General features: G+C 72.3%; 19 protein-coding genes and 1 rRNA gene. 10 read left to right on the top strand and 10 right to left on the bottom strand.

What is annotated here, in order from left to right; all coding sequences use genetic code 11:
- Positions 1-67, top strand: a 5S ribosomal RNA gene (gene rrf / locus WFJ17_RS18715); the annotation flags it as partial.
- Positions 68-279: 212 nt separating this feature from the next.
- Here the strand turns inward: rrf and WFJ17_RS12665 are convergent.
- Positions 280-708 carry a hypothetical protein gene (locus WFJ17_RS12665; protein WP_336648611.1) on the bottom strand — a complete coding sequence of 143 codons (429 nt, stop codon included), beginning with the start codon at positions 706-708 and terminating at the stop codon, positions 280-282.
- Between the two features lie 290 nt (positions 709-998).
- Between WFJ17_RS12665 and WFJ17_RS12670 the strand changes: the two genes are divergently transcribed.
- Positions 999-1,487 (top strand): FBP domain-containing protein, encoded by a 489-nt coding sequence (locus WFJ17_RS12670; protein ID WP_251445436.1) that lies wholly within the window; start codon positions 999-1,001, stop codon positions 1,485-1,487.
- 67 nt (positions 1,488-1,554) lie between these two features.
- Here WFJ17_RS12670 and WFJ17_RS12675 read toward each other — a convergent pair whose 3' ends face one another.
- From WFJ17_RS12675 to WFJ17_RS12690, 4 genes are all read right to left on the bottom strand, one after another.
- Positions 1,555-1,902 carry a hypothetical protein gene (locus tag WFJ17_RS12675; protein ID WP_251445439.1) on the bottom strand — a complete coding sequence of 116 codons (348 nt, stop codon included), beginning with the start codon at positions 1,900-1,902 and terminating at the stop codon, positions 1,555-1,557.
- A gap of 116 nt (positions 1,903-2,018) precedes the next feature.
- Positions 2,019-2,444 (bottom strand): pyridoxamine 5'-phosphate oxidase family protein, encoded by a 426-nt coding sequence (locus WFJ17_RS12680; protein WP_251445442.1) that lies wholly within the window; start codon positions 2,442-2,444, stop codon positions 2,019-2,021.
- Between the two features lie 54 nt (positions 2,445-2,498).
- Positions 2,499-4,190, bottom strand: a complete 1,692-nt coding sequence (locus WFJ17_RS12685) for an amidase (RefSeq protein ID WP_336628889.1) — start codon at positions 4,188-4,190, stop codon at positions 2,499-2,501.
- Between the two features lie 102 nt (positions 4,191-4,292).
- Positions 4,293-5,327, bottom strand: a complete 1,035-nt coding sequence (locus WFJ17_RS12690) for an agmatine deiminase family protein (protein WP_336648612.1) — start codon at positions 5,325-5,327, stop codon at positions 4,293-4,295.
- A 68-nt stretch (positions 5,328-5,395) separates the two neighbouring features.
- Between WFJ17_RS12690 and WFJ17_RS12695 the strand changes: the two genes are divergently transcribed.
- Positions 5,396-5,992, top strand: coding sequence for a TetR/AcrR family transcriptional regulator (locus WFJ17_RS12695; protein ID WP_251445451.1), 597 nt, complete (start codon positions 5,396-5,398; stop codon positions 5,990-5,992).
- 45 nt (positions 5,993-6,037) lie between these two features.
- Here the strand turns inward: WFJ17_RS12695 and WFJ17_RS12700 are convergent, their stop codons facing one another.
- Both WFJ17_RS12700 and WFJ17_RS12705 read right to left on the bottom strand, forming a co-directional pair.
- Positions 6,038-6,571 carry a cysteine hydrolase family protein gene (locus tag WFJ17_RS12700; protein ID WP_336648930.1) on the bottom strand — a complete coding sequence of 178 codons (534 nt, stop codon included), beginning with the start codon at positions 6,569-6,571 and terminating at the stop codon, positions 6,038-6,040.
- 98 nt (positions 6,572-6,669) lie between these two features.
- Entirely contained in the window at positions 6,670-8,130 is a 1,461-nt protein-coding gene (locus WFJ17_RS12705) for a purine-cytosine permease family protein (protein WP_336648613.1), read from the bottom strand.
- Positions 8,131-8,353: 223 nt separating this feature from the next.
- Between WFJ17_RS12705 and WFJ17_RS12710 the strand changes: the two genes are divergently transcribed.
- Positions 8,354-9,727: a pyridoxal phosphate-dependent decarboxylase family protein gene (locus WFJ17_RS12710; RefSeq protein ID WP_336648614.1), complete on the top strand. Its 1,374-nt coding sequence runs from the start codon at positions 8,354-8,356 to the stop codon at positions 9,725-9,727.
- A 143-nt stretch (positions 9,728-9,870) separates the two neighbouring features.
- On the opposite strand, the gene WFJ17_RS12715 is transcribed toward WFJ17_RS12710, so the two are convergent.
- The gene (locus tag WFJ17_RS12715) at positions 9,871-11,157 is read right to left on the bottom strand and encodes a M18 family aminopeptidase (RefSeq protein WP_336648615.1); all 1,287 of its coding nucleotides are present in this window, start codon (positions 11,155-11,157) and stop codon (positions 9,871-9,873) included.
- A 222-nt stretch (positions 11,158-11,379) separates the two neighbouring features.
- On the opposite strand from WFJ17_RS12715, the gene helR reads away from it, so the two are divergent.
- Entirely contained in the window at positions 11,380-13,662 is a 2,283-nt protein-coding gene (gene helR / locus WFJ17_RS12720) for an RNA polymerase recycling motor ATPase HelR (protein WP_336648616.1), read from the top strand.
- A 30-nt stretch (positions 13,663-13,692) separates the two neighbouring features.
- Here helR and WFJ17_RS12725 read toward each other — a convergent pair whose 3' ends face one another.
- Positions 13,693-14,709, bottom strand: coding sequence for an ArsR/SmtB family transcription factor (locus tag WFJ17_RS12725; RefSeq protein WP_336648617.1), 1,017 nt, complete (start codon positions 14,707-14,709; stop codon positions 13,693-13,695).
- 67 nt (positions 14,710-14,776) lie between these two features.
- Between WFJ17_RS12725 and WFJ17_RS12730 the strand changes: the two genes are divergently transcribed.
- From WFJ17_RS12730 to WFJ17_RS12740, 3 genes are read left to right on the top strand one after another with little or no spacing between them, the layout of a single operon-like run.
- The gene (locus WFJ17_RS12730) at positions 14,777-15,133 is read left to right on the top strand and encodes a cupin domain-containing protein (protein WP_251445466.1); all 357 of its coding nucleotides are present in this window, start codon (positions 14,777-14,779) and stop codon (positions 15,131-15,133) included.
- Between the two features lie 23 nt (positions 15,134-15,156).
- Positions 15,157-15,450, top strand: coding sequence for a DUF4287 domain-containing protein (locus WFJ17_RS12735; protein ID WP_336648618.1), 294 nt, complete (start codon positions 15,157-15,159; stop codon positions 15,448-15,450).
- Between the two features lie 37 nt (positions 15,451-15,487).
- Positions 15,488-16,135, top strand: coding sequence for a dihydrofolate reductase family protein (locus WFJ17_RS12740; protein ID WP_336648619.1), 648 nt, complete (start codon positions 15,488-15,490; stop codon positions 16,133-16,135).
- A gap of 131 nt (positions 16,136-16,266) precedes the next feature.
- Here WFJ17_RS12740 and WFJ17_RS12745 read toward each other — a convergent pair whose 3' ends face one another.
- Positions 16,267-16,599: a DUF4229 domain-containing protein gene (locus WFJ17_RS12745; RefSeq protein ID WP_251445475.1), complete on the bottom strand. Its 333-nt coding sequence runs from the start codon at positions 16,597-16,599 to the stop codon at positions 16,267-16,269.
- A 132-nt stretch (positions 16,600-16,731) separates the two neighbouring features.
- On the opposite strand from WFJ17_RS12745, the gene WFJ17_RS12750 reads away from it, so the two are divergent.
- Together WFJ17_RS12750 and menD are read left to right on the top strand one after the other, a co-directional pair.
- Positions 16,732-17,094 carry a PLD nuclease N-terminal domain-containing protein gene (locus WFJ17_RS12750; protein WP_251445478.1) on the top strand — a complete coding sequence of 121 codons (363 nt, stop codon included), beginning with the start codon at positions 16,732-16,734 and terminating at the stop codon, positions 17,092-17,094.
- Positions 17,091-18,710: a 2-succinyl-5-enolpyruvyl-6-hydroxy-3-cyclohexene-1-carboxylic-acid synthase gene (menD, locus tag WFJ17_RS12755; protein ID WP_336648620.1), complete on the top strand. Its 1,620-nt coding sequence runs from the start codon at positions 17,091-17,093 to the stop codon at positions 18,708-18,710. Before WFJ17_RS12750 ends, menD begins: the two co-directional genes overlap by 4 nt.
- Positions 18,711-18,846: the final 136 nt, after the last annotated feature.

Genomic DNA, 18,846 nt, shown 5'->3' on the forward strand with positions numbered 1-18,846 from the left:
AGCTAAGCCTCACAGCGCCGATGGTACTGCAGGGGGGACCCTGTGGGAGAGTAGGACACCGCCGGACTTCCTTTAACAGAAAGGCCACCCAACGCAGGGTGGCCTTTCTGCATTTCTGGGTCTGATCGATTCAAGGCCGCCCTCACGGGCGGCCTTTTTTCGTGCGTGCGCAGGCCCGCGACCTCCGCCGCTGCGCGGCGGGATTCGCGTGCCCGCGCCCGCCCGGCGGGGCGCCGGCGCTCTCCGCCCGCCAGGCATCGACGTCGCGGCATGACGGGGCTACCCTGTCGTCAGACGGGTGGTTCGCCCGCCTTCCCGGTGGACGAAGGAGCTCGTGATGGACGCGATGATGATGGACTCGATGAAGAGCATGGACATGATGCCCGGCATGGAGGCGATGGACATGTCGCTCATGCAGGCCTGCATGGATGCGTGTTCGGCGTGCGAGCAGGCCTGCACGGTGTGCTCGACGCAGATGATGGACTGCTCGCCGGCCTGTATGAACTGCGCCGACATGTGCAACACGATGATGCGGTCGATGATGCGCATACAGGGGATGACCCCGGCGGTCATGATGTCGATGCTGGACGCCTGCATGGCGATGTGCCAGCTCTGCATGGACATGTGCATGCAGCACGAGGCGCACAGCGAGGTCTGCCGGATGTGCGCGGCCGCGTGCAAGGCGTGCATGGACGCCTGCATGGCCATGCGCGACTCGATGATCGCGGCGTGAGGCCGGGTCCTTTCGGCTCCCTGTGATCAGGGGTGCCGTAGGATCAGAGCATGCTCGTCGTTCATGACGCCCGTGCGGTGTCGAAGGAGGTCACCGGCGCTTTCCGCGCCGGTGGCAGAGGCTGACGCCCCGCCGGTGAGGTCCCTCACCGGCGCGTTCGTCGAGCCCGCGTGAGGAGATCCGCGGGTCCTTTCTCCGGTTGCGATCCGCAGCCGACCTCCGCGCCTGCCCGGCAGGCGTAACGACATCTCACAGAGAGCACGACATGCTTCCCATCGACGAGCGCGCCATCCGCGCTTCCTTCCGCAACGCCTCCCGCAAGGAGGCTTCCTCCCTGACCCTGCCGCCCGGCTTCGGCGAGACCGACTTCTCGGTTCTCGATTACCTGGGGTGGTCGGATCCCAAGATGCCCCGGCGCGCGTACATCGTCGCGCAGCGGGATGATGGCAGTTCGATGTCCGTGCTGCTGCAGCAGGCCGAGCAGCGCACGCTCGCCCGAGCCCAGTGCTCCTGGTGCGAGGACGTCACGCTCCGCAACGACGTGCAGTTCTTCGCGGCGCGCAAGGCAGGGCCGTCGGGGCGGCAGGGGAACACGCTCGGCGTGCTGATCTGCGCCAACTTCGGATGCTCTGCGAACGTGCGCCGACTCCCGGCACTGGCGTATGAGGGTTATGACCGCGAAGCGGCAAGGACGCAGCGGATCCTCCGTCTCCAGGAGCATGTGCAGGGCTTCCTGCGTGAGCTCGAGGCCTGAGCCCCGGGAGCGGGTGGCGCCGTGTCGTCGCCCGCTCCGCGGGTCGGCGCCGTGTGGGCGGAGGCGGTCAGACGCGGGCGACGTTGTAGCGCAGCGCGCCGATCGCGAGCACATCCCAGCGGGTGTGCACCGCCACGGGCTGCCCCGGCTCGACCTCGAGAGCCGCGCCGCCGGCGTTCCACAGCGACAGCGCCTCGCCGTCGAGCGTCGTGACCCGTAGGGTACCCGCTGCGCGGTCGACGTCGGTCACCAGGGCGTCGGTCCAGCCGGCAGCCGTGGCCGCCGCGAGACGCGCCTGGATGAGGTGCAGCGCGTGCCCTGGGGCGAAGGAGGAGCAGACGTCGCCGTGGTCGCACATGCACGCCACAGCCTGTCGCGCCGGAACGGGCGAGAGCTGAGCGCGGGGCGTGGTCACGGTGTTCTCCTCACAGGATCGGTCCGATCAGGCTACGTCCGGGCGTGTCGAGGCGGAAGCGGGCGTGAAACGTGCCGAAACATGGGGCGTGACACCCGTCGAACGCGAGGGCCGGATCAGCGCGTGATGAGGGTCGTCTCGATCGTGCGGGGATCCCGGTCGATGTCGTAGTCGCGCATCCACTCGGGCCGGATCGCGATGACGACGAAGCCCTCGGCGAGCGAGCGCGAGCCGGGGAACTGCGCGTCGTAGGCGGCGCCGAGCGCGCTCCGGTCGTCTCCCTCGAGCAGCTGGGTGCGTCCCTCGACCTGAAGACTGCGCACGGGTCCTGCGCCGATGACGAGGGCCGCGCGCGGCTCACGGCGCAGGTGCGCGACCTTGCGCGCCGACGAGGGCGCGTTCACGATCAGGGTGCCGTCGTCGAGGACGGCGACACCCACGAGCGCGGCCTCGGGAGCGCCGTCCGGCGCGGTGGTCGCCAGCACTCCCCGTCCTTCCCGGCGCACGGTCTCGACGAGGGTGCGCAGGGGAGCGGAGTCCATGCGCTCACGATAGCGCGGTCGCCTCCCGGCGCTCTCGGGAGCCGTCGCGGCGCCTCAGAGGCGGGGTGTGCGCGGAGGAGTCGTGCGGCGGTCGCCGGTCGCCTCGAAAGCGGCGGCGAGCTGCAGCAACCGGGTGTCGTCGTAGGCGCGACCGGAGATGGTCAGGCCCACGGGCATCGCGATGTCCGACAGCGTGCCCATCGGCACGGTCACCGAGGGGATGCCGAGGTGCCGCGGCACGATGTTGCCGTTCGCGACCCAGACGCCGTTGCGCCAGCCCTGGTCGGCGGAGGCCGGGTTGACGTCCATGTCCGCCGGGCCGATGTCGGCCATCGCCGGGTAGAGCACGGCGTCCAGGCCGAGCTCATCCATCCACTGCTCGAGGTCGACGCGACGGGTCTCCTCCAGGCCGCGCAGGCCCGCCTCCATGTGCGGGATCGCGGTCAGATCGGTCACCGGGTTCGCCCGGAACAGGTCGGGCAGCTCGTTGATGTCGTCATCGAAACCGGTGTAGCGGTCGGGCAGGGCGCCCGGGGGAGCCGGGAAGATCTCCGCCCCGTCGACCTGGGCCAGCGTGTTCAGCGCCGGATCGCCGTTGGCGCCGAGGAAGTCGTCCCAGCCCCAGGCGCAGAGCTCGATGACCTCGCTGCGCAGGAACGCAGGCGGCACGATCCCGCGGGTCGCGATCGTCGGCGCGCCGGCGCGGTCCCCCTCGTAATTGGTGACGGCGGGGAAGTCGACCTCGACGATCTCCGCTCCGGCCGCCTCCAGAGCGGCCCGGGCCGCGCGCCAGAGCTCCATGACCGTCTCGCGGGTCTCCACGCGCCGACCGGTCGGGCCGCCGATGCCGGTGCCGGTGCCCGCGTCGGGATCCGCGTTGATGTACATCTTCGGGACGCCGAACCGGACGCCGCGGAGATCCGCGGGCTCGAGTGCGACATAGGAGTCGGGTCGCACCTCGGATGCCGCCGGCAGCGGCACCCACGGCTGCGCCCGCCAGAAGTCGCCGCGCGTGGTGTGGTCGTCGGCGACGACGACGTCGAGGATCTCGAGCAGATCGGCGACCGAGCGCGCGTGCGGCACGACGACGTCCTGGGTCGGCACGAGCGGCCAGTTGCCGCGGACCGAGATGACCCCGCGGCTCGGGCAGTAGGCGACGAGCGCATTGTGGGACGCGGGGGCACGCCCGCTGGACCAGGTCTCCTCGCCCAGGCCGAAGGCCCCGAAGGACGCCGCGGTCGCGGTGCCGGAGCCGTTCGACGAGCCCGACCCGAACGCGCTGGTCAGCCAGTCGGCGTTGTACGGGCTCTCCGCGCGGCCGTAGACGCCGCGCTGCATGCCGCCGTTCGCCATCGGGGGCATGTTCGTGAGACCGAGGCAGATCGCACCGCCCGCGCGCAGCCGCTCGATCGTGAACGCGTCGCGCTGGGCGACGAGCTCGGCGAACGCGGGGGATCCGGCGGCCGCGGTCAGGCCGCGCACGAGGTAGCTGTCCTTGGCCGTGTACGGGATCCCGTCGAGCGGTCCCAGGACCTCGCCGCGGGCGCGGCGGGCGTCGGAGGCCTCGGCCTCGGCGCGCGCCTCCGGGTTGCGCACGACGACCGAGTTCAGCGCGGTCGCCGTGTCCGGGCCGTCGTAGGCGTCGATGCGCGCGAGATAGGCGTCGACCAGTTCGACCGACGTGGTCTCGCCTGCCTCGAGGGCGGCGCGCAGGCGGGCGATGGGGGTCTCGACGACATCGAACATGGGCGGATCCTTCGGGTGCGTTACCGCCTGTCCGCATCGAGGCGCCGGTCGTGCGGGCGGCCGGTCGATGCGGACGGGCGGAGAGGACGAGGGGTGAGCGGGTCAGGCGGTGAGCGTCGGCTGCTGCTGGGTGATGCAGTGGATGCCGCCGCCGCGGTCGAACAGGGGGCGGGCGTCGACGGTGACGACGCGGCGACCGGGGTAGGCGTCGGCGAGGATCTCCCGGGCGCGGGCGTCCGCGGTGTCGTCGCCGAACCCGCAGGCGATGACGCCGTCGTTCGTGACGAGGTGGTTGACGTAGCTCCAGTCGACGAAGCCCTCCGCATCCCGCAGGGTCGACGGCGCCGGAAGGTCGATGATCTCGAACGGGCGGCCGGCGGCGTCGGTCTCGGCGGACAGGTGCGCGCGCAGCGCGGCGGACACCTCGAAGTCGGGGTGATCCGGATCCTGCTGGGCGTGCAGGAGGATCTGGCCGGGGGAGGTGATCGCGGCGACGATGTCGACATGTCCGTTCGTGCCGAACTCGTCGTAGTCGCGGGTGAGTCCGCGGGGCAGCCAGACGGCCTTGGTGGCGCCGATCGTGCGGAGCATCTCCGCCTCCACGCGCCGGCGGTCGAGGTAGGGGTTGCGGCGGGGGTCGAGCTGCACCGTCTCGGTGAGCAGCACGGTTCCCTCGCCGTCGACGTGGATGCCGCCGCCCTCGTTGACGAGCGTGGACGAGACCAGTTCGGCGCCGACCTGCTCCGCGATGATCCGCGCGTGCTCGCCGGACTTCGTCCACGACGCCCAGGAGTTCGCGCCCCAGCCGTTGAACACCCAGTCGACGGCGCCGAGGACGCCGGGGCGGTCGGCGTCGACGACGAAGGTCGGACCGGAGTCGCGCATCCAGAACTCGTCGACGCCCGCCTCGAGGATCGTGATGTCGCTCGACAGCATGCGGCGCGCGCGGCTGAGCTCGCTCGGGTCCACGAGGATCGTCACCGGGGTGAACGCGCTGACGGCGTGGGCGACCGCGGTCCAGGTCGCGTAGCCCTCCTCGCGCAGGGCGTCGGTGTCGCCCAGAGTCTCGCCTTCGGCGGGGAAGGCCATCCAGACGCGGTCGTGGCGGGCGGTCTCGCTGGGCATCTGCCAGGGCATCGGTGCTCCTCGGATCGGTTCGCGGCACTTATTGAACAAGTGACCAACTAGCGATACGGTATAGCCTCATGAGCACCTCGTCAACCCCTCGGCCGAAGCGGATGCCGCCGGAGCAGCGGGAGCGCGCGATCCTCGACGCGGCGATCGCCCTCGCCCGGCAGAACGGGATCGCCGGGCTCACCGTGCGCACCGTGGCCGCCGCGGCCGGGGTGACGCCGGCGCTGGTCGCCCACTACCGCCCGAGCATGGACGCGTTCGTGGCCGACGTGTTCGGCGCGATCGTCGAGGCCGAGCGGGTGGAAGTCGTCGCGGCCGGGCGCGCGATCTCCGGCCTGCGGGGGCGCATCACGCGCATCGTGGAGACCCTCCTCGACGGCGAACGCGATGACGTGACCCTGGTCTGGGTGCAGGCCTGGGCCGACGGCGCGCGCAACGACGAGCTCGCCGCCCGGGTGCGCCGGGAGATGGACGGCTGGCAGCGCGACCTCGAGGCGATCGTCGCCGAAGGGATCGCGGCGGGCGAGATCTCCGCCGCGCACGCGGAGGGGGCGGCGTGGCTGCTGCTCGCCACGGTCGACGGCATGAACGCGCACTCGCTGGTGAAGTGGGCGCCCGAGGACCGGGCGGCGCTGGCGCGGCGCACGGTCGCGGCCGTCCTCGGGTAGCCTCCGCCTCTTTCGGTGCGGACGTCGCTCAGCGGGCGGGAGGCGTCACGGGTGCAGGATCCGCAGGGCCGCCGCCGTGTCGGACACCGTCAGCTGCGGCGGATAGAGCCCCATGACCGTGAGCGCTGCGGCGTGGTTCTCGGCAGTGGATCCCGCGCAGGCATCCGCGGCGATCGTCACGCGAGCACCCGCGTCCGCGGCGGCCAGTGCCGTGGAGACGACGCAGCAGTCGGTCGAGACCCCGGTCAGCACGATCGGAGCGGATCCGAGGATCTGCCCGATCGCCGCACCCCACTTGCCGAACGTCGGCAAGTCGAGCGTCGGGTGCGGCGAGAGCTCCCGCGCCCCGGGCACGAGATCGAAGAGCGGGTCGTCGGCCGGACGGTCGGCGAACGGCCATTCCGCGAAGTAGTCCCCCCAGGCGGTGCTCCGGTCGGCGGTGGGCAGCCAGCGGGTGACGAGCACGCGTCCGCCGGCGGCCGCCGCGAGTCGCCGGATGTTCTCGAGCGCCGCGGGGAACATCGGCGAGCCCCATGCCGAGTCCGGGGCCGCGAAGATGTTCTGCGGGTCGATCACCACCAGCCAGGGCAGCTCGGCGGGTTCCGCGCGGCGCGCCGTTTCGTCTCGGTCGCCTCCGGCGTCCTCGCTCAACGACCCCGGGGAGTCAGCCGCATCCGTCACGCCTGCTCCTGACGGCGGATCCTGCCCACCCGGCCGAACCAGGTGACGACGAATCCGAGCACGAGAGCGAAGAAGACGCCGAGGTTGGCGTAGGCCCAGTCGCCGTCCTTGCCGCCGATGAGGCCGAGGAAGTACCCCTGCCAGTTGTTCCACGGCGCCGCGTCGGCGAACCCGTTGATCACGAAGCCCCAGCCGATGATCGATGCCACGACGAGCGTGGCGATCGAGAGGACGTCCCAGGCGCCGTAGCGCCCGCTCGGGTCGAACAGCGCCGCCTCGTCGTAGTCCTTGCGACGGCGGAGGATGTCGGCGATGAGGATCCCGGCCCATGCGGCCATCGGCACGCCGAGCGTGATGAGGAACGACTGGAAGGGGCCCAGGAAGTTCTGCGCGAAGAACACCACGACGATCGTGCCGATGGTGAGGATCACGCCGTCGACCGCCGCTGCGGCCGGCCTCGGGATCCGGATCCCGAGGCTGAGCAGGGTGAGACCCGACGAGTAGATGCCGAGCACCGCGCCCGAGACCAGCGTGAGGATCGCGACGATGAGGAACGGGAACAGCGCCCAGTCCGGGAGCAGCGAGGCGAGCGCCCCGATCGGATCGGCCGCGACGGCGGCGCCGAGCTTGTCGTCCGAACCGGCGAGGAGGAGACCGAAGAACACCAGCACGATCGGGGCGACGGATCCGCCGATCGTGTTCCAGGCGACGATCTGCGTGTCCGACGCGGTGCGCTTCTGATAGCGGGACCAGTCGGCGGCGATGTTGATCCAGCCGAGCCCGAAGCCGGTCATCACCATGACGAGCGCTCCGATGGTCTGGGCGAGGGTGCCGTCCGGGTGCGAGAAGGCCTTGTCCCAGTGGATGCTCGAGAACGTCAGGATCAGGAACAGCACCGTGAACGCGCCGGTCAGCCAGGTGAGCACCGACTGGAGCCGCATGATCGTGTGGTAGCCGAGCACCGATGCGCCGACGATGAGAGCGGCCACGAGGATCGTCGCGATGATGTTCACGGCGACGTCGCCGCTCTCGCCCACCCAGCCGAGCCGGTGCAGGACCGTGGTGGTCGCGAGCACGGCGGTGATGGTGAGCGACGTCTCCCAGCCGATCGAGGTGAGCCACGACACGATGCCGGGGATCTTCTGCCCCTGCACGCCGAACGCGGCCCGCGACAGCACCATGGTCGGCGCGGATCCGCGCTTTCCGGCGATCGCGATGAGCCCGCACAGTGCGAACGACACCACGATGCCGATGATCGCGACGACCGTCGCCTGCCAGAGCGAGATGCCGAAGCCGAGCAGGAACGAGCCGTAGGACATGCCGAACACCGACACGTTCGCGGCGAACCACGGCCAGAACAGGTCGCGGGGCCGCGCGGTGCGCTCCGATTCGGGGACGATTTCGATGCCCCGGCTCTCGATGAGGGTGCCGGCTCCGGTGCTGCGCTCTGCGGACATGGCAACATCCTGGCAGGCAGGAGGGTGACGGAGGCGGATCCCGGCGGTTTTCGGGGGCGGTCTTCGTCGTACTGACGCCCCGTTCGGCGCAGACGGAGTTCCTCGAGAACCCGATCGCCGTCCGATGCGGCGAGGCGGTACGATAACGCCGACCCGTTGATCCGGCGCGGCATCTCTGCTCGTGACCGGGCGCCCGTAGGCTTCCGGGTCGGAAGGATCCGCCATGGACGCCGCGCGCATGCATGCCGCCTCGCCCGAATCCGCCGCGATCGTCGACGCCGTGCTCGACTACTCCCGCCGCCGGATGCTCGCCACCGATGTGCCGCTGGACAAACCGCAGCCCGAAGCCGAACTGCGACGCCTCGTGGGCGCGACGATCACCGACGCCGGGCTCGGCGGCCAGCGCGCGCTCAGCGTCTTCGAGCACATCCTCGCCCCGGCCTGCCTCACCACGAGCCACCCCAACTACCTCTCCTTCATCCCCAACGCGCCTACCGTGGCGGCCATGGCGTTCGACCTCGTCGTCTCGGCCTCGGGGCTCTACGGCGGCAGCTGGCTCGAGGGCGCCGGAGCGGTGCACGCCGAGAACGAGGTGCTCTCGTGGCTCGCCGCCGAGTTCGGGCTGCCCGAGAACGCGGGCGGCGTCTTCGTGCAGGGCGGCACGATCGGCAACCTCTCGGCGCTCGCCGCGGCGCGCGACAAGGCCGGACGGCGTCTCGACGCGGCCGGCACGCCCCGGCCCGCACGGTGGAAGCTGGTCTGCAGCCTGGAGGCGCACTCCTCGAACAAGTCGGCCGCGAAGATCATGGACGTCGACGTGATCGCGGTGCCCGCGGGCGCCGACGGCAAGCTGCACGCCGACGAGGTGCGCGCCGCCCTGGAGGAGCACGGGGACGCGGTGTTCGCGGTCGTGGCGACCGCCGGATCCACCAACTTCGGCATCCTCGACGACATCGCCGGCATCGCGGCGCTCAAGGACGAGTTCGAGTTCTGGCTGCACATCGACGGTGCATACGGGCTGACAGCCATGCTGGCGCCGGAGGCCAGGGCGTGGTTCGCCGGCGTCGAGCGGTGCGACTCGCTCGTCGTGGATCCGCACAAGTGGCTGTACGCGCCCTTCGACTGCTGCGCGCTGCTGTACCGGGATCCGGCCGACGGCCGTCTGGCGCACACGCAGCACGCGGAGTACCTGGACACCCTCACCGACACGGATGAGTTCAGCCCCTCGGACTACTCGATCCAGCTCACCCGGCGCCCGCGCGGACTGCCGCTGTGGTTCTCGCTCGCGACCTACGGCGTGGCGGCGTACCGGGAGGCCGTGAGCTCGACGCTCGCGCTGACCCGGCGGATCGCCGATGAGATCGCCTCCCGCCCCGAGCTGCGCCTGGTGCGCGACCCCGAGCTCTCGGTGGTCGTGTTCGAGCGCGAGGGCTGGGAGCGCGCCGACTACGACCGCTGGTCGGACGAGCTGCTGCAGTCGCAGCGCGCCCTGGTCGTGCCGAGTTCGCACGCCGGCCGGGTCAACACGCGCTTCGCGATCCTGAACCCGCTGACGACCTTCGAGGATCTCGTCGGGATCCTGGACACGATGCGCTGAGTCGCGGCGGGGTGGTTCCGCGATCGGCCTCCCCGAGCAATTCCGCAGGACGGATCCACTTCCAGAGGACGAATCGCGAGGATTCATCCTTCAGAAGTGGATCCTTCCTGCGGGTTGAAAGCGGATCCGGCAAGGGCGCCGGCTCAGCCTGCGAAGAAGGCCTTGGCGACGGCGGTGAGGTCGTGCAGGTCGCTCACACCGGCGAGCTCGCGGGCGGAGTGCATCGACAGGATCGGGATGCCCACGTCGACCGTGCGGATCCCCAGCCGGGTGGCGGTGATCGGTCCGATCGTGGATCCGCAGGGCACGTCGTTGTTCGAGACGAACTCCTGGGTCACCACACCGGCGGCGTCGCACCAGCGGTGCCACGCGGCCGCGCCCACCGCATCGGTCGCGTAGCGCTGGTTCGCGTTGATCTTCAGGATCGGACCGGATCCCAGCACCGGCTGCACGACCGGGTCGTGCCTGCCGGCGTAGTTCGGGTGCACCGAGTGCCCGACATCGCTGGACAGGCACCAGGAGGCGGCGTACGCGCGGTGCACATCGACGGCGTCGGCACCGAGCCCGGCGTAGATGCGCTCCAGCACATCCTCCAGGATGGGGCCGGCGGCCCCGGAGCGGGATCCGGATCCGAGCTCCTCGTGGTCGAAGGCGGCCAGCACCGCGATCGCCCGCGGCTCGTCGTGCGCGGCGATCTCGCCCAGCGCCACGACCCCCGCGTGCACCGAGGCGAGGTCGTCGAGTCGTCCGCTCGCGAAGAACGCGTCGTCCTTGCCGAACACCGCGCCGCGGGCACTGTCGGCGGTGACGACGTCGAAGCCGCGGATCTCGAGCGGATCCACCCCCGCTGTGTCGGCGAGCTCTCCGAGGACGTCCGCCGACTCCGGGTCGCCCAGGCCCCAGACGGGCTGGGTCTCGACCTGCTTGTCCAGCGCGAGGCCGTTGTTGACGCCGCGGTCGAGGTGGATCGCGAGCTGCGGCAGGCGCAGCAGCGGTCCGGTCGCGGCGAGCACGACCCGGCCGTCGGCGAGGGCGAGGCGGCCGGCGAGGCGCAGCTCGCGGTCGAGCCACGAGTTCAGCAGCGGTCCGCCGTAGACCTCGACGGCGGCCTGCAGCCAGCCGCGGGATCCGGTCGTCGGACGGGGCTTGAGCTTGAAGCCGGGGGAGTCGGTGTGCGCGCCGAGCACGTGCACCGGGGTGGTCGCCGTGGCCGCCGGCGGCACGACCCAGGCGATCGCCGCGCCGTCGCGCACGATCACGAACCGGCCGCCGGGCTGCGCGGGCCAGGCCTCGGTCTCGTCGAGCCGGGTGAAGCCCTGGCCCTCGAGGCGCCGGGCGACCTCCTCCGCCGCGTGGTAGCTGGAGGGAGAGGCGCTGACGAAGTCGGCCAGATCCTCGACGTGCGTACGGGGGTGGGCGGCGTGGGACATGAGGATCCTTCCGAGGGCGTCCTTCGATCGTAGCCGCGCCCTCCGAAAGCTCCCGTCGCGGAAGATGTCGCGCCGATGACGGGAAAGCGGCAGAAAATGCGACGGGAGCGGATCCTGGGGGACCGCTCCCTGCACTTCCAGGATACCGCCCGGGGTGGGGCTTGCGGCAAGGGCCCCCCGCCGAGGCAGACTAGGTGGCTTCGCCCTGGAATCGGAGGATCCGTGCGCCCTGAAACCCACCCCGACCAGCCCTTCGCCGCCGCCCCGTCGCCCCGCGCCCCGCAGCCGCCGGACACCCGGTCGGTCTTCGCCCTCCCGCCCGTGCTCGCCCGCAAGTCCGCCCCCGCGCTCATCGCCGCGGACGACGCCCACCTCGCCGCCGTCCGCGGACGGCTCGCGGAGGAGATCGCCGCGCTCGAGGATCGCCTCACCCGCCTGCGGGCCACCCACGCGCGGCTCGGCCAGGAGACTCTCGACCGCGACCTCGAGATCCACCGCACCACGTCGCGGCTGCAGCTGCTGCGCCGATTCGGCGTCGACCTCTGCCTCGGGCGGATGGTCGTCGCCGGATCCGGCGAGCGGCCCGCCGAGCGGATCTACATCGGACGCATCGGGCTGTCGGATGCCGCCGGGCGCCGGCTGCTCGTCGACTGGCGGGCGCCCGCCGCCGAGCCCTTCTTCGCCGCCACCCACGCCGACCCGGCGGGGCTGGTCAGCCGTCGTCGCTACCGCTGGAGCTCCGGCCCCGGGAACGAGCGACGCATCACCGACTACTGGGACGAGGTCTTCGACCCGTCCGCGGACGGGGCGGGGGACGCCGCGGCGGCGCTCGACGACCAGTCCGCCTTCATCGCGAGCCTCGGCGCCTCGCGCTCGCCGCGGATGCGCGACGTGCTCGCCACCATCCAGGCCGACCAGGACGCGATCATTCGCGCGTCGTCGCGGGACGCCCTCGTCGTCGACGGCGGACCGGGCACCGGCAAGACCGTGGTCGCGCTGCACCGCGCCGCCTATCTCATGCACGCCGAGCAGCGGCTCAGCCACGGGGGGATCCTCTTCGTCGGCCCGCACCGTCCCTATCTCGCCTACGTCGAGGATGTGCTGCCGAGCCTCGGCGAGGACAGCGTGCGGGTGTGCACCGTGCCCGACATGGTGCCCGAGGGACGCGACGGCGACCGCATGGCGGAGGAGCCCGACCCGCTCTGCCGCTCGCTCAAGTCCGGCTCACGTCTGCTCGATGCGGTGGCCGCCGCGGTGCGGTACCACGAGCAGGCGCCCCGCGATCCGCTGCTCGTGGAGACGCCCTGGCGGGACGTGGTCATCGAACCGGATGCGTGGGCCGAGGCGTTCGACGCGCCGGCACCGGGCACCGCGCACAACGACGCCCGCGACGAGGTGTGGGACGCGCTGATCGGAGCGCTCGTCGAGGACCACGCCGACGACGACCTGCCCGCTCGGGCCCTGGACCGGTCGCTGCGGCAGAACACGGCGCTGCAGCGGGCGTTCGTCGCGGCCTGGCCCGTGCTGGATCCGGCGGGCGTCATCGCCGATCTGTGGGCGGTGCCCGCCTTCCTGCGCGTCTGCGCGCCGTGGCTCGGCGACGCGGAGCGGGAGGCGCTGCGGCGCGAGGACGCCCGCGCCTGGACCCGTCAGGACCTCCCGCTCCTCGACGAGGCGCGCGCGCTCATCGGCGATCCGGCGGGGGCGCGCCGGCGTCGACGCCAGGAGGCGGTCACCGCCGAGGAGCGGGAGTATCGCGAGCGCGTGCTGGACGAGCTGCTGGCCGCCGACGACGACAAGGAGAGCGCGATCACCGGGTTCTTCTTCGGCGAGGACAGCGCCGGGGTGCGCGAGATGCTCCTCGACGAGGAGGCCCTGCCCCGCCGGGATCCGGATGCGCTCGCAGGCCCCTTCGCGCACGTGATCGTCGACGAGGCGCAGGAGCTCAGCGATGCGGAGTGGGCCATGCTGCTGCGCCGTGCGCCGTCGCACAGCCTGACCATCGTCGGCGACCGCGCGCAGGCCCGGCACGGGTTCGGGGAGACCTGGGCCGACCGCCTCGCCCGGATCGGCCTGCGCCGGGTCGCCCAGGCGTCGCTGCGCATCAACTACCGCACGCCGGAGGAGGTCATGGCGGCCGCCGAGCCCGTCATCCGGGCCGCGCTGCCCGATGCCAACGTGCCCGTCTCGGTGCGCGCGAGCGGCATCCCGGTGCGATACGCGTCCGCGGCGGAGCGCGACCGGATCATCGCGGAGTGGCTGGCGGCGCACGCCGAGGGGATCGCCTGCGTGATCGGCGACGACAGGCCGTACCGGGACGCCCGGGGCGCCGTCGAGCCGCGGGTGCGCCTGTGCACGCCGCTGACGGCGAAGGGCCTGGAGTTCGACCTCGTCGTGCTCGTGGATCCGGAGCTCCTCGGCGAGGGGATCGAGGGCGCCGTCGACCGCTACGTGGCGATGACCCGCGCGACTCAGGAGCTCGTCGTGCTCACCGGGGAGCGCTGACCGGCGGAAGCGAGGACGACCGCCGCGGGCTCACAGGTCGGCGCCGACGAGCGCCTCGCCCAGCGGCGTGCGCAGGTGCATCATCCGGGCGCCGTCGCGGGTGCTGTCGATCAGGCCCGCATCGCGCAGCACCGTGAGGTGGTGGGAGGCGGTGGAGACCGCGATCCCCGCCCCCACCGCCACCTGGGTCGTGGTCCGCGGCACGTGCGCGGCGAGCAGGATCCCCGCGCGCACCGGCCCGACGAGGGCCTCCAGGGCGCGCACCCGGTCCTCGGTGTCGGCCGCCCAGCCGGCCGTCACTCCGTGCGCGGGGTAGAAAAGCGTCGGCTGGGCCGGCGGCTCGGTGAGCACCATGCAGCCCCAGGACGACATGACGGAGGGGACGAGCACCAGGCCGCCGCCCCGGCAGTCCACGTCCTCGCTATGCCGTCGCAGCCGCACGCGCACGGAGCCGTCGCCCCATCCGACCTGGGGGTGCAGGGCGGATGCCATGGCGGCGAGCCCCTCGGTCGCGATCGTGCGGGACCGCACGGCGATGTCGGATCTCAGGATCCGCTCCAGCTGCGGCCAGACCGGCGCCATCGTGCAGTCCCAGACCTCCTCCCAGGCGTCGGCGATGATCGCGCGCGCCCGCGCCGGGTGCTCCTGCATGCGGCGCAGGGACTCCTGGCGACGGCCGGAGGAGCGCGCGATCATCTTGCCGAGGTCCACGCGCATGCCGGCGAGCGGGGCCTCCCGCAGCGCCGCGAGCTCGTCGTCGGGCCCCAGGTCCCAACGGGCGGTGGTCGTGACGAAGTCGGGCATGTAGCCGTCGGCGCCGATCACCGGCGCGAGCACGTCGAACGCGTGGCGGGGCAGTCGCCCGCGCACGCACTTGAGCCAGCCCCAGGCGAGCGGATAGTGCTCCGGGCGCAGCAGCACGCGCACGGCGTGGGCGAGCTCATGGCCGGGCGAGACGCCGAACCGCACGGCCTGGATGTCGCCGGGGCTCAGGCGGAAGTCGACCCGGTGGTGCTCCCACTCGACGCCCTCCATGTTTCGATCCACATCGAAACTCTACGACGTGGATCCGAACCCGGGGAGAGTGGGAGCACGCCACCGAGAGGAGCACGACATGAGCATCATCGCACCCGAGATCGCCGTGATCACGCCCGAGGAGATCCGCCTCGGCACGGGCGACGGACGGCGCTTCGAAGGCGCCGAGCACGGCGCCGCCGTCTCGTACTTCTACGTCGACAACCAGCCCGGTCAGGGGTCTCTGCTGCACTGGCACCCCTACCCTGAGACCTGGGTCGTGATCGAGGGCGAAGTCGCCTTCACCGTCGGCGACCGCATCATCACCGCGACCGCGGGCGACACCGTGACGGGGCCCGCCTTCGTGCCCCACCGCTTCGAGAACGTGGGATCGGGCACCATGCGCCTGATCGGGATCCACGCCTCGGCCGTGATCATCCAGACCGTGGTCGACTGACCACAACCGCAGAGGAGCAGAACATGTCGTTCCAGGCATATCTCGACGCCGTCGAGACCAAGACCGGGCTCACGCCGCGCCAGATCGTGGACCTCGCCGAGGCGCAGGGCTTCGGCCCCGGCACCAAGGCCGCCCCGATCCTCGAATGGCTCAAGAGCGAATACGACCTCGGACGCGGACACGGCATGGCGATCGTGCACGTGATCACCAGGGGCCCGACGATCAGCACGAAGCACGTGGGAACCGATGGCACGCACCGGGATGCCAGCGATACGCTCTGGCTCGACGGCAAGGATTCGAATCCGGACCGCGCCTGAGACCCCGTTCGTCCCCGTTCAGCAAGGAGACCGGCACATGGCCGTTCGCGCCGACCTCAACATCTCCCTCGACGGGTACGCGTCGACCACCGATCAGACCCCGGAGAACCCCTTCGGGGACGACTGGGGCCGCCTCGTCGCGGCCTACACGGCCACCCGCACGTTCCGGGAGCGCGTGCTGGGCGACCTCTCCGGCGCGGGGACCACGGGCGTGGACGACCGCTACGGCGCCGAGTACTTCGAGGACATCGGCGCCGAGATCATGGGTGCGGGGATGTTCGGCCTCCACGACTTCCCCGACGATGCGGAGTGGCGCGGCTGGTGGGGCGACGAGCCGCCTTTCCGCTGCCCGGTCTTCGTCCTGACGCACAGCGCGGGCCGGGAGCCGATCGCCTTCGACAACGGCACGGAGTTCCACTTCCTCGACGCGCCGCCGGCCGAGGCGCTGGCGCTCGCGACCGAGGTCGCCGGCGACGCGGACGTGCGCATCGGGGGAGGGGCCAGCACGGTGCGCGCGTTCCTGGCCGCCGGCCTCGTCGACCGTCTGCACGTCGGCATCACCCCGATCCTGCTCGGTCGCGGGCAGAACCTCTGGGCCGACCTGCGCGGCCTCGAGGACGGCTACACGGTCACCAGCGAGGTCGCCGAGAGCGGTGTGGTGCACGTGACGTTCGCCCGCGGCTGAGTCTGCGGGCGGCCGGGACACGACGGGTCGAGGCTGCGCTCGCGGTGTGTGCGGGGAGCGCCGGGGCCGGGCCAGGCCGCGTGACGGGATCCGGCGTCGCGTCAGGCCGCGTGCCGGGATCCGGCGTCGCGTCAGGCCGCGTGCCGGGATCCGGCGTCGCCGGTGCCGTTCGCTTCCGGCCTGTCGGCCGCGGGCTCCTCGGCGTCCTCGACGTCCTCATCGGACGGAGCGGATCCGGCCTTCGGGGGGCGCGACTCGCGCCGGGCGTAGATCGCCCTCGATGCGTCCGACAGCGGGCTGCGCAGGAACAGCAGCGAGACGCTGATCCCGATGAGCGCGGCGAACAGGGCCGCGAGCCACCAGAACTCCCGGAAGATCGGGAAGAAGAACCACAGGATCCCCAGCGGCACGAGGAACGCCAGCAGGCGCAGCACCGAGTACACGAGAAGGGGAGGAAGTTTCACGACCCCAGTCTAGGAGGGCGCGTTCGGCGCGCGCTGTGAGGGCGCTATGCCGAGCTTCTCCATCGGATGTGCGGCAGCCGGGCGTTCGCCGCACGCGGGCCGCCGGGCCGGGACACGACCTAGACTGGAACCGTGGCACGTTTCCTCGTGATCGGCGGTTTTCTGGCCGCGGTCTTCTGGGTGTTCAGCATCGTCGACTGCGTCGTGCAGCCGGCGAGCCGTCACCGCGGCGTGCCCAAGGGCGTGTGGATCGCGATCGTCGTGCTCATCCCGGTGATCGGCGGACTGCTCTGGTTCACGATCGGGCGCACCCGTCGTGGGCGCACCGCCGACGAGGAGCGGTACCTGCCGCTCGACGACGCGGATCCGGCCCGTGCGAATCCGGCCCGTCGCATCAGCGCGGCCGAGCAGGAGCGGCTCATCAAGGAGCTCCAGGACGAGCTCTCCCGCCTCGACGATCGCGGCGACACCGATTCGGCCGGCCCGCGCCCGTGACGGCGCCCTCGCACGCTCCTGCCGCCGACGCGGCCGTGCGGCTGCTGACGACGCTCGTGGAGCACGGCGTCCGCGACATCGTGCTCTCGCCGGGCTCCCGGTCTCAGGCGTTCGCGCTCGCCGCCGCCGCCCTGGCGCGCTCCGGATCGCTCCGCGTGCACGTGCGGATCGACGAGCGGGTGGCGGGGTTCACCGCCCTCGGGATCGGTCGTGAGTCCGGCGCTCCCGCGGCCGTGATCTGCACCTCCGGGACCGCGGCGGCGGGGTACCTGCCCGCGGCGATGGAGGCGTTCCACACCGGGGTCCCGCTGATCCTGCTCACCGCCGACCGACCGCCGGAGCTGCGCGGCGTCGGCGCGAACCAGGCCACGGTCCAGCCGGGGATGTTCCGCCCGTGGGCGCGGCTGAGCGTGGACGCGCCCGTGCCCGGCGACGCGGATCCCGCCGTGTACGCCGCACTCGCGGAGGAGGCCGTGACCGTCGCCCTCGGAGCCGCGGGGGAAGGACTCGACGGCGTCGCCGGTCCCGTGCACCTGAACCTGCCGGTGCGGGAGCCGCTCTCCGGCACGCTCCCGGATCCGCTGTCGGCGAGCGCCGGCCCGCTGCCGCGCCCCACCGGGGCGGAGCCGATGCGGATCGCCGCCGGCGGGCGGACCCTGGTCGTGGCGGGCGCCGATGCCGGCCCCGACGCCGAGCGCCTCGCCCGCGAGGGCGGGTGGCCGCTGATCGCCGAGGTGGTCAGCGGAGCCCGTTTCGGGCCGCACCTCGTGCCCGCGTACCGGGAGCGCCTGCGCGACGCCCCGCTCGCCGACCGGATCCAGCGGGTCGTCGTGCTCGGGCATCCGACGCTCAGTCGCGAGGTCGCGGCCCTGCTGCGCCGCACCGACCTCGAGATCATCGCGGTGCGCCGAGGCGGCGAGCGGCTGAATCCGTCGGGCACCGCGGTCGACGCGCGGGCGATCGAGGTCGAGCCGGGACCGGCGGACGCGGAATGGCTCGCGGCGTGGACGGCACCGACGGCGGTCGGCGGCGGGGCGGCGGATCCCGATGCGGGCTCCTCGGCCGACGTACCCCTGGACCGGCCCGCCCTCGTGCGGGCGGTGTGGGCGGCGACCGGCCCCGCCGACCGGCTGCTGTTCGGCTCGTCGCGGATCGTGCGCGTGGCGGACCAGCTGCTCGACGGCGCCGAGGCGCGCGTGCACGCCAACCGCGGGCTCGCCGGCATCGACGGCACGACCGGCACGGGCATCGGCATCGCCCTCGCCGCGCAGGCAGGGGGCGCCCCCGGCACGGTGCGCGTGCTGCTCGGCGACCTGTCGCTCCTGCACGACGTCGGATCCCTCCTCCTCCCGGCCGATGAGCCGGCGCCGCGGGTGCAGGTGATCGTCGGCAACGACGGCGGCGGCACGATCTTCGACGGCCTCGAGGTCGCCGTCTCGGCCCCGTCGGTCGATCTCGACCGCGCGTTCTACACGCCGCAGTCCGTCGCGCTCGGTCCCCTCGCCGCCGCCTACGGATGGACCCACGTGCGCGTCGGCACCGTCGCCGAGCTGGAGCACGCGCTCGCCGCGGAGGTCGGAGGGCCGCAGCTGATCGAGGTGCCCCTGGCCCGCTGAGCGGCGTCGCTCCGTCGAAGGCGCGCGGCTTCGTCGAGGGCTCACGGGGACCCGGGCCGGTGCGGAACTCAGTCGATTCCGCGGGCGGCGCGGTCTCCGAGGCGCGCGTTCGGTTCTGACGGAGTTCCGCACCCCG

This window comes from Microbacterium sp. MMO-10, from assembly GCF_037148715.1.
In the GTDB taxonomy this organism is placed as follows: Bacteria; Actinomycetota; Actinomycetes; order Actinomycetales; family Microbacteriaceae; genus Microbacterium.

What these genes read in the sequence shown, in the direction of transcription:
- WFJ17_RS12735 (WP_336648618.1), top strand. Translation starts at nt 15,157, where the DNA reads ATGTCGTTCCAGGCATATCTCGACGCCGTCGAGACCAAGACCGGGCTC.
- WFJ17_RS12705 (WP_336648613.1), bottom strand. Translation starts at nt 8,130, where the DNA reads ATGTCCGCAGAGCGCAGCACCGGAGCCGGCACCCTCATCGAGAGCCGG.
- WFJ17_RS12690 (WP_336648612.1), bottom strand. Translation starts at nt 5,327, where the DNA reads ATGCCCTGGCAGATGCCCAGCGAGACCGCCCGCCACGACCGCGTCTGG.
- WFJ17_RS12670 (WP_251445436.1), top strand. Translation starts at nt 999, where the DNA reads ATGCTTCCCATCGACGAGCGCGCCATCCGCGCTTCCTTCCGCAACGCC.
- WFJ17_RS12665 (WP_336648611.1), bottom strand. Translation starts at nt 708, where the DNA reads ATGGCCATGCAGGCGTCCATGCACGCCTTGCACGCGGCCGCGCACATC.
- WFJ17_RS12695 (WP_251445451.1), top strand. Translation starts at nt 5,396, where the DNA reads ATGAGCACCTCGTCAACCCCTCGGCCGAAGCGGATGCCGCCGGAGCAG.
- WFJ17_RS12710 (WP_336648614.1), top strand. Translation starts at nt 8,354, where the DNA reads ATGGACGCCGCGCGCATGCATGCCGCCTCGCCCGAATCCGCCGCGATC.
- WFJ17_RS12740 (WP_336648619.1), top strand. Translation starts at nt 15,488, where the DNA reads ATGGCCGTTCGCGCCGACCTCAACATCTCCCTCGACGGGTACGCGTCG.
- WFJ17_RS12685 (WP_336628889.1), bottom strand. Translation starts at nt 4,190, where the DNA reads ATGTTCGATGTCGTCGAGACCCCCATCGCCCGCCTGCGCGCCGCCCTC.
- WFJ17_RS12680 (WP_251445442.1), bottom strand. Translation starts at nt 2,444, where the DNA reads ATGGACTCCGCTCCCCTGCGCACCCTCGTCGAGACCGTGCGCCGGGAA.
- WFJ17_RS12715 (WP_336648615.1), bottom strand. Translation starts at nt 11,157, where the DNA reads ATGTCCCACGCCGCCCACCCCCGTACGCACGTCGAGGATCTGGCCGAC.
- WFJ17_RS12730 (WP_251445466.1), top strand. Translation starts at nt 14,777, where the DNA reads ATGAGCATCATCGCACCCGAGATCGCCGTGATCACGCCCGAGGAGATC.